This window comes from Paraburkholderia sp. J12 (genome assembly GCF_905220215.1).
Lineage (GTDB): Bacteria > Pseudomonadota > Gammaproteobacteria > Burkholderiales > Burkholderiaceae > Paraburkholderia.
This window is the reverse complement of record NZ_CAJMZC010000009.1, coordinates 286012-293359: the sequence shown is the minus strand read 5'-3', so window position 1 is coordinate 293359 and position 7348 is coordinate 286012. Positions and strand designations below refer to the sequence as shown.

The 7348-nt window shown below is 68.8% G+C and carries 5 protein-coding genes and 1 pseudogene; 2 read left to right on the top strand and 4 right to left on the bottom strand.

Annotated elements, in window-relative coordinates; translation table 11 throughout:
* A pseudogene (locus U5760_RS20550) lies at window positions 1-304 on the top strand (Clp protease ClpC); the annotation flags it as partial.
* A gap of 105 nt (window positions 305-409) precedes the next feature.
* On the opposite strand, the gene U5760_RS20545 reads toward U5760_RS20550, so the two are convergent.
* Together U5760_RS20545 and U5760_RS20540 are read right to left on the bottom strand one after the other, a co-directional pair.
* On the bottom strand, window positions 410-2686 hold the full coding sequence (locus U5760_RS20545) for an ATP-dependent DNA helicase (protein ID WP_322014114.1): 2277 nt from the start codon (window positions 2684-2686) through the stop codon (window positions 410-412).
* A complete protein-coding gene (locus U5760_RS20540) occupies window positions 2683-4374 on the bottom strand; it encodes a VRR-NUC domain-containing protein (protein WP_322014113.1) in 1692 nt (563 codons plus the stop codon). Before U5760_RS20540 ends, U5760_RS20545 begins: the two co-directional genes overlap by 4 nt.
* 124 nt (window positions 4375-4498) lie before the next feature.
* Between U5760_RS20540 and U5760_RS20535 the strand changes: the two genes are divergently transcribed.
* Window positions 4499-5161 carry a hypothetical protein gene (locus U5760_RS20535; protein ID WP_322014112.1) on the top strand — a complete coding sequence of 221 codons (663 nt, stop codon included), beginning with the start codon at window positions 4499-4501 and terminating at the stop codon, window positions 5159-5161.
* Window positions 5162-5226: 65 nt separating this feature from the next.
* On the opposite strand, the gene U5760_RS20530 is transcribed toward U5760_RS20535, so the two are convergent.
* Together U5760_RS20530 and U5760_RS20525 are read right to left on the bottom strand one after the other, a co-directional pair.
* The gene (locus U5760_RS20530) at window positions 5227-6567 is read right to left on the bottom strand and encodes a DUF3443 domain-containing protein (RefSeq protein WP_322014111.1); all 1341 of its coding nucleotides are present in this window, start codon (window positions 6565-6567) and stop codon (window positions 5227-5229) included.
* Window positions 6564-7040 carry a DUF2844 domain-containing protein gene (locus tag U5760_RS20525; protein ID WP_322014110.1) on the bottom strand — a complete coding sequence of 159 codons (477 nt, stop codon included), beginning with the start codon at window positions 7038-7040 and terminating at the stop codon, window positions 6564-6566. The genes U5760_RS20530 and U5760_RS20525 overlap by 4 nt, the downstream gene beginning before the upstream one ends.
* Between the last annotated feature and the right edge of the window lie 308 nt (window positions 7041-7348).

The following is a 7348-nucleotide window of genomic DNA, read 5'->3' as shown; positions in this document are numbered from 1 at the left end:
CCGCCAGCAAGTGGAAACGCGGCTCGCGAAGGAAATACTCGGCGATGCGCTGCAAACGGGCGACACCGTCGAGATCGGCTACGACAAGGCGAACGACGAGACGACGTTCAACAAGCTCGCAGTCCCCCCGGATGTGAAGGAGGACAAATCCGCGAAGAAGGCGAAGGGCGCCGCGGCGAACCCGGTGCCGGACGGCAAGTCGATTGCCTCGGACATTGCCGCCGACGACGTAACGGCCGAGCCGTCCCCGCCGCCGAAGAAGAACGGCAAGGGAGCCGGTGCCGGCAGGTCGAAATCGGCTTGAGCGCAAGGTAGTCTGCACGCGGCCGGTTGCCTGACTGAAGCCGGCTGCTTGGCTTCTTCAACTTGGTTCGCAATCCTGATCGAACCGGAGCGCGTACTCGTTCGCTCACCCGATCTGCCACCACGCAGGCAGCAACGCCTGCACGTCGGGGCGCGCGAAGCGGTCGTCGAGCAGATGCACGACGCCGCGATCCTGTTCGGTGCGGATCACGCGGCCCGCGGCCTGTACTACCTTGCGCAGTCCCGGGATCAGATAGGTGTAGTCGAAGCCCGCGCCGTATAGCGCATCCATGCGTTCGCGCATGGCTTCGTTCACGGGGTTCACCTGCGGCATGCCCAGCGTGGCAATGAACGTGCCGATCAGGCGCGTGCCGGGCAGATCGATGCCCTCGCCGAACGCGCCGCCCAGCACCGCGAAGCCGAGCCCGCAGCCGCCTTCCACGAAGCGCGCGACAAAGGCCTGCTGCTGCGCTTCGTCCATTGTGCGCGACTGGAACCAGACGTCGATCTGCGGGTGCTGCGCGACGAAGGCATCGGCGGCGAGCTGGAGATACTCGTAGCTGCTGAAGAAGCACAGGTAGTTGCCGGGACGCGCCTGGTACTGCGCGGCAATGCGCGCGACGATGGCGTCGAGCGAGCGCGTGCGGTCCTTGTAGCGCGTGGAAATGTGGCGCGCGATCTGCACGTCGAGCTGGGCCGCGCTGAACGGCGTGCCGATGTCGAGGCTCACGGTATTGGCGGGCAAGCCGAGCATGTCGGTGTAGTAGTGCGTGGGCGCGAGCGTCGCCGAAAAGAGCGCGAAGCTGTGCGCTGCTGCAATACGCGGCTTCAGGGCGCCGGCCGGCACCACGTTGCGGACGCACAGCACCGAACGCGTGCGGCGGCCGCCGGCTGCAGGAAGCGGCGTGATGTCGAACATCGAATGTGCGTCGAAGCGCTCGGCCATGCGGTAGAAGTGGAGTGCGTCGAAGTAGAAGCGTTCCATTTCGGGATCGCGCACGAGTCCCGGTTCGGCCAACTGGTCGCCGATGGCGCCGATAACGTCCCCGAGCGCGGCGAGCAACCCCGCCGGCAACGCGTCGCTCGCGCGCCACGCATCGGGCTGCACGGCGTTCTGCGCATTCCAGTGGCGCTGCAGGCGCGCGAGCGCGCGTTTCACCGGCGCGCTCGCACTGCGCCGCATGGCGTCCACGCGCGTTTGCACGAGCTCGGCCGAATACATCGTGCGGGCGCGTTCGGGCAGGTTGTGCGCTTCGTCCACGAGCACGCTGGCGCGCCACTGGTTGTGGACGGCGAGCATGAACAGCATGGCGCTCACGTCGAAGTAGTAGTTGTAATCGCCGACGATCACGTCGCACCAGCGCGCCAGTTCCTGGCTGAGGTAATACGGGCAGACCGCGTGTTCGCGCGCAACCTCGCGCAGCGCGGCCCTGTCGAGCCGTAAGCGCGCGAGTGCCGCGCTACGTGCGGCGGGCAGCCGGTCGTAGAAGCCGCGGGCGAGCGAACACGACTCGCCGTGGCAGGCGAGATCGGGATGCTCGCAGGCCTTCTCGCGCGCAACCAGTTCCAGCACGCGCAACGGCAGCGGCGCACGGGCACTCGCTGGATCTTGCGCGGCGGCGAGCGTATCGAGGGCGTCGAGCGCGAGCTGGCGGCCCGGACTCTTGGCGCTGAGGAAAAACACTTTGTCGATGGCGGCGCGCGGACAGGCTTTTAACTGCGGAAACAGCGTGCCGATGGTCTTGCCGATGCCGGTGGGCGCTTGCGCGAGGAGGCACCGGCCTTGCGTGGCCGCGCGCCAGACGCCTTCGGCCAGTTCGCGCTGGCCGGCGCGAAACGACGCGTGCGGCAGGCGCAATGTTTCGAGCGCGGCGTCGCGCGCCGCGCGGTGCGCGCTTTCCTGGTTCGCCCATGCGACGAAGCGCTCGCACTGCGCTTCGAACGCCTCGCGCAGTTGCACCGCGCTCGCCTGTTCGACGAGCGCCGTTTCGTGGCCGGAGGCGATGTCGTAATAGACGAGCGCCAGCTCGATCGCTTCGAGGCCGAGCTTCTCGCACATCAGCGCGCCATAGACGCGCAACTGTGCCCAGTGCAGCGCGCGCTGGTTCTCGCGCATGGCGTCGAGGTCGCCGCGATAGGTCTTGAACTCTTCGAGTCGTTGCCGCGCGGGGTCGTAGCCATCGGCCCGGCCGCGCACGGTCAGCACGCCATAAGTGCCGGTGAGTGCGATTTCGGTTTCGAAGCCCTCGGGACGCCGTGACGCGATGGCGGCGTGACCGGCGCGGCCCTCGCTTGCGTCGGGCGCGGGCGTAAAGCGCAGATCGAGGTCGCCGCGTTTCGCGGTGAACTCGCAGAGCGTGCGCACCGCGACGGTGTAGCTCATGGTGCGGTGGCGTCGAGCGCGAGCGGGGCTGCCGCCCAGCGCACCTGGAGCACGGTCACGGGGATGGCGTGGGCCGCGCAGTACGCGAGCCAGCGGCGCTGGTTGTCCTGCAGGCGGTCGCCCGGGCCTTTCACTTCGATCAGTTCGTAGCGCCGCTCGGCGGGCCAGAAGCGCACGAGGTCCGGCAGGCCCGAGCGGTTCGCGGTGGGGTCGCGCAAGAGCCGCTCGAACCATAGCCGCAGATGCACGGCCGGAAAGCAGTCGAGCGCAAGTGTCAGCAAGTCGCGGCTCAACGCGGGCCATGCGACGAACGGCGACTGGACGCCGCTCTTTTCGATGTAGCGCCGCTCGATCGTTTCGCGGTACGAACGGGTTTCGAGTTCGGCGAGACAGGCCGCGAAGCGGTCCGCGCGACGGGTGACGAAGTCGGCGGCGTGCAGGTCGGCGGGGCCGCGCTGGAACGGGTGGAAGAACGCGCCGGGCAGCGGCGCGAAGAGCGCGGGCCAGCACAGCAGGCCGAAGAGACTGTTGATGAGCGTGTTCTCGACATAGAACACCGGCGCTTCGTCCGATGCCAGTGCGAGACGCGTGGCTTCCTCCACGCGCAGATCCGCTTTTGCCTCGGGCAAGGTCAGCTCCGCCATCGCGCCGGTTTGCGCACTGGCCGCACCCTGTGGGCTGGGCGAGCCGCGTTGCCGTTGCAGACGGCCAAGCGTGCGCGCCGCGCGCTGCGCCTCTTCTTCGTTGACGGGCGCGGTAGCGATGGCTCGGGCCAGCGCGGTCGCTTCGTCGCGGCGCCCGAGTTGCTCCAGCACGCGCACGCGCCGGTAGCGCGCCTCGGGGTGTCCGCAGTCCAGATAGGCGCGCAAGGCCAGTGCCGGTTCGCGGGCGCGCTCGGCCGCCTGGCCCGCCGCGTGGCGCACGCGGTCGTGGCGCGTGCGCAGCCACGCGTTGTCCTGCGTGCGGGGCGCCAGTGCGTCGAGGGTATCGAGCGCCACGGCAATCGTCTCCGGAGCGGTCTCGAGCCGTTCGCGGCAGTCGCGCAGCGCGAGCCAGGTGTCGATGTCGTCGCGATGGTGGAAGGCGCGCGAGGCCGCGTCGAAGGGCACGCTTTCGTAGCGATAGATGCCGAGATCGGCCAGCACGAACTCCGACCAGTCCTGCCGCAGGTTGCCGAAGAACATCAGGCGCAGCCGTTCGCACAGCGGCGCCGCGGCGAGATGGAACGCCGTATCGGCCGACTCCGGGAACCACGCGTGCCAGCCGCGCGGCGCGGGCGCCGCGTCCTCCAGCACGGCGAGGGTGGCCGCACGCGTGGCGCGCACATCGACGGCGATGCCGAGCGAGACGGCCAGCGCCTGCAAGTCCGCTTTCGTGACGAGCGGCGCGAGCGCATCGAGCGCGAGCGTGGGCGCTTCGTCGATCCAGCCCTCGGCCACGAGCGCCGCGGCCGCGGCGCGCGGGCAGCCGATCTCGGCATAGTCGAGGCGGCCCGCGCGAAAGTGCGGCCCCTTGCGCATCAGCATGCGCACGAAAAGGGCACGCGAGGCGCGCGGCAGCGTGCCGAAGCGCTGCGCGAAACGGGCTTCGCCGGTGTCGAACAGATCGGCGCAGCGCGCGGTCAGCCAGCCGAGCGCGCGCTCGAAATTGGCGAGGTAATAGAACGGATCGGGAGAGTCGGGGATCACGCGCGGCACTGTATGGATATACAGGTACGATGATAGCAGGCCCGCGTGCCGCGAGGAGGGTGCGCGCTGCGGGACGCGCAGGGCCCTTACGCTACAATTGCGGCAGCCTGAATACGGATGAGCGATGAACAAACGGAAAGCGTGCTTCGTCGGCCTTGCGGCCGCTGCCTCCCTGCTTGCGGGATGTGTCTCGATGTACCGCAACCCCAGCGCATGCGAGGACGAGATGCAAAGCCGCCTTGCCGAAGTGTCGCCGGGCAACAAGCTCTCCATTGCGCACAGTGCCGTGTCGTACCGCGGCCAGCGCGTGGTGGTGGAAGGGGCGCTCGCCAGGCCGCCTGTCACCGCTTCTGCGGCTGCGGCAGCTTCCTCGGCTTCGGCCGCCGTGGAGGCTTCGGCGGCCGAGGCAGCGTCCGGTGCGATGGCGGTGTCGACGGCTTCGGCTACGGCGGCGGCTTCCGCTGCTTTAGACGCTTCGTCCGCTTCGTTCGGTTCGGGGGCGCTCGCACTCGCGCCGCAGGGCGCCTCGGCACCGGTTGCGGCGAGCGGCGCGGCGGTGGCCGCCGCGGCATCGGCCGCCTCGGCGACCAAAGCGACCCAAGCGGAGCCGAAGCCCGCCACGCCGGTAGCGGCGCTTGCCCAGAAGCTCGGCATCAAGAAGCCCACCTTCACGCAGACGGCCGCCGAATGCATGTTCAACGAGTCGGGCCTCGTCTCGTTCCGCTGGCTCGCACCGCCCGCATTCGCCAAAACGACCCCCGACCCGAACGCCTCCGACGACGAGTGATGCGGCTCGCCGCCGCCTGAACGTTGTCCGGCGTCGCGGCGCGCCGGACCTCGCCTCCACGCATCTCAGAACGCGAAGAACGGCCCGGCGCCCGCGGGCGTTTCCTGCGCCTCGATGGCCGTGTACACGCGGCGTCCATAGAAGAACGACAGGCCCCAGCCGAACATGCTGCCGTTGTAGCCGGCGAGATCGTCGAAGGCCCAGTTGCCGGTGGCGACCAGCGTCTGTTCGCTCGTGATGGAGAACGCAACGGCGACTGTCGTGCCGTCCGTGCCGGCTATCGTCGCCGAATCGGTTTGCGGCGAGGCCGGACAGAACCACACGCCGCAGCGCGTGAGTGTCGTGCTCGAGAAGAAGTAGGCGTTCGAACCGCTGTCCAGATAGCTTTGCGAATAGACCGTGCCGTCCGGGGCCGTGGTTGTGACGAAGCCGCTGACCGTATCCGCGTGCAGCACCGTTGCCGATCCGAGTTCGTTGTCGGCCTGCGTGCCGATGCCGAAAGTGAGCGAGCCGTTGGCTGTTGCCGTGCCGTCTGCCGCGATGGCGGGCAGGTCGATGACGACGCCGTTGTTGTCGCTCGAAAAGGCGGCCACCGGATTGCTGACCTGCTGGGCCAGCGGTTGCGCGGTGGCCGTGCAACTGCCTGAGGCGCAGGCGTAGTACCACGGCGAAAGCGCTTTGTTCACGCAGCCTGCTCCGCAGTCGGCGTTGAAGACGCCCACGCCGAGAATGCCGTTCGCGTGCAGCGCCGTCGCGCTGTTCATCGCAACGCCGCTGCTGCTGCAATTACCCGGCGCCGCGGGCACCGACGGGTCCGCGATCACCTGGATGGGCAGCGAGGCCGCGGTTTCGCCCGCGAGTTGCACGTCCGCAAGACGCACCGCCCCCCAGGTGTAGCCCGTGCCGAAGACCGCGCACTCGCCGGCAGGCGCACCGGCCGACCCGCCCGATCCCGCGGGCACGCCCGGCAGCGCAAAACCGGCCGGCAGTGCGGAGGCGAGCAGGCGCAGGCCCTGCGAGCCCGTATCCACCTGAACGTTGTCCACGGTCGCGCAGGTGTTCGTACCCGGCACGCAGACGGTCACGCTCGCCATCAGCATGTTGCGTGTCGAGGTCGCCGAGGTGGAGACGTTCACTGCCACGACGTTCGCCGTGGTCGACTGCGGGACGGGGGGCGACGTTGTGCTCGTTGTGCTCGTTGTGCTCGTGGTGCTCGTCGAGCTGGTGCTGCTTGCCGGCGTGCCGGGAGCCGAAGCCGGCGCGGCCGCGGAGGCGGGGCTGCTACTGCTGGCGGCGCTTGCGCTGTTACCGCTACTGCTACCGCCGCCGCCGCAGGCGGCGAGCAGGGCGCAGAGTGCCAATGAGCAAAACAGCGCGCGCGGTGCAAGGCGCAGGCGGCGGCTCATCGCAGGTCCCCTTCGCTCACGCCGGCGGGCAGCGCGGCCGGCAGCCAGGCGCGGCCCACGTAGCTGCGCATCTGACCGGCCGTTTCGACCACCACATCGGGCTGATCCACACGGGCGGCGTGCAGGTCGCCGCGCGCTTCGTCGAGGACGGCCGCTGCGCCGCTGCGCCACGAAGCCGCGTAGCTGCCGAGCAAAGCGTCCAGGTTCGGCATGGTCGGGCCTCGCCACGAGTACGCGAAGATCTGGCCGGTCGCGACGGCGACATATTCGTTGATCGTCGTGCCTCCGGCGTCGACATAACCCACCACGCGTGCCGTGCCGCCCGCCAGGCCCCGCGTGGTCGCAGCCGCGATCGGCGCGGCGGTATCGCCCAGCGCGGCCTCTGCGGGCGCGGCGAGCCAGAGGCTCGCAGCAGCAAGCAGGCTCGCGCAGGCCGCCTCGCGCTTCGCGCGCGGGAATGAACGTGTCGTCATGGGGCACCCCTCTCCGGACTTTTTGGCCTACTGCTTTTTTTGAGATTTGTCGCGAAGTTAGCACCGGCGCGCGCTGCACAAGCAGGATGGGCTCTTTATTCGGCTGGGCGCAAACGTCAGGAGGGCCGAGCGTGTCATCTATCGTCTTGAATAAAAAGCTGAAACGGCAAATTTTCGTGTAAATTTGCGCGTCGTATAAATGTTGACGAACGTTAAGGGGTCGGGTTCGCGGCGGTTTGCCGGGGGCTGAGAGATCCTGTAACGCGATCCCGTCCAGCGGTTTTTGCACAGGGCGCCTCTCGCCCGGT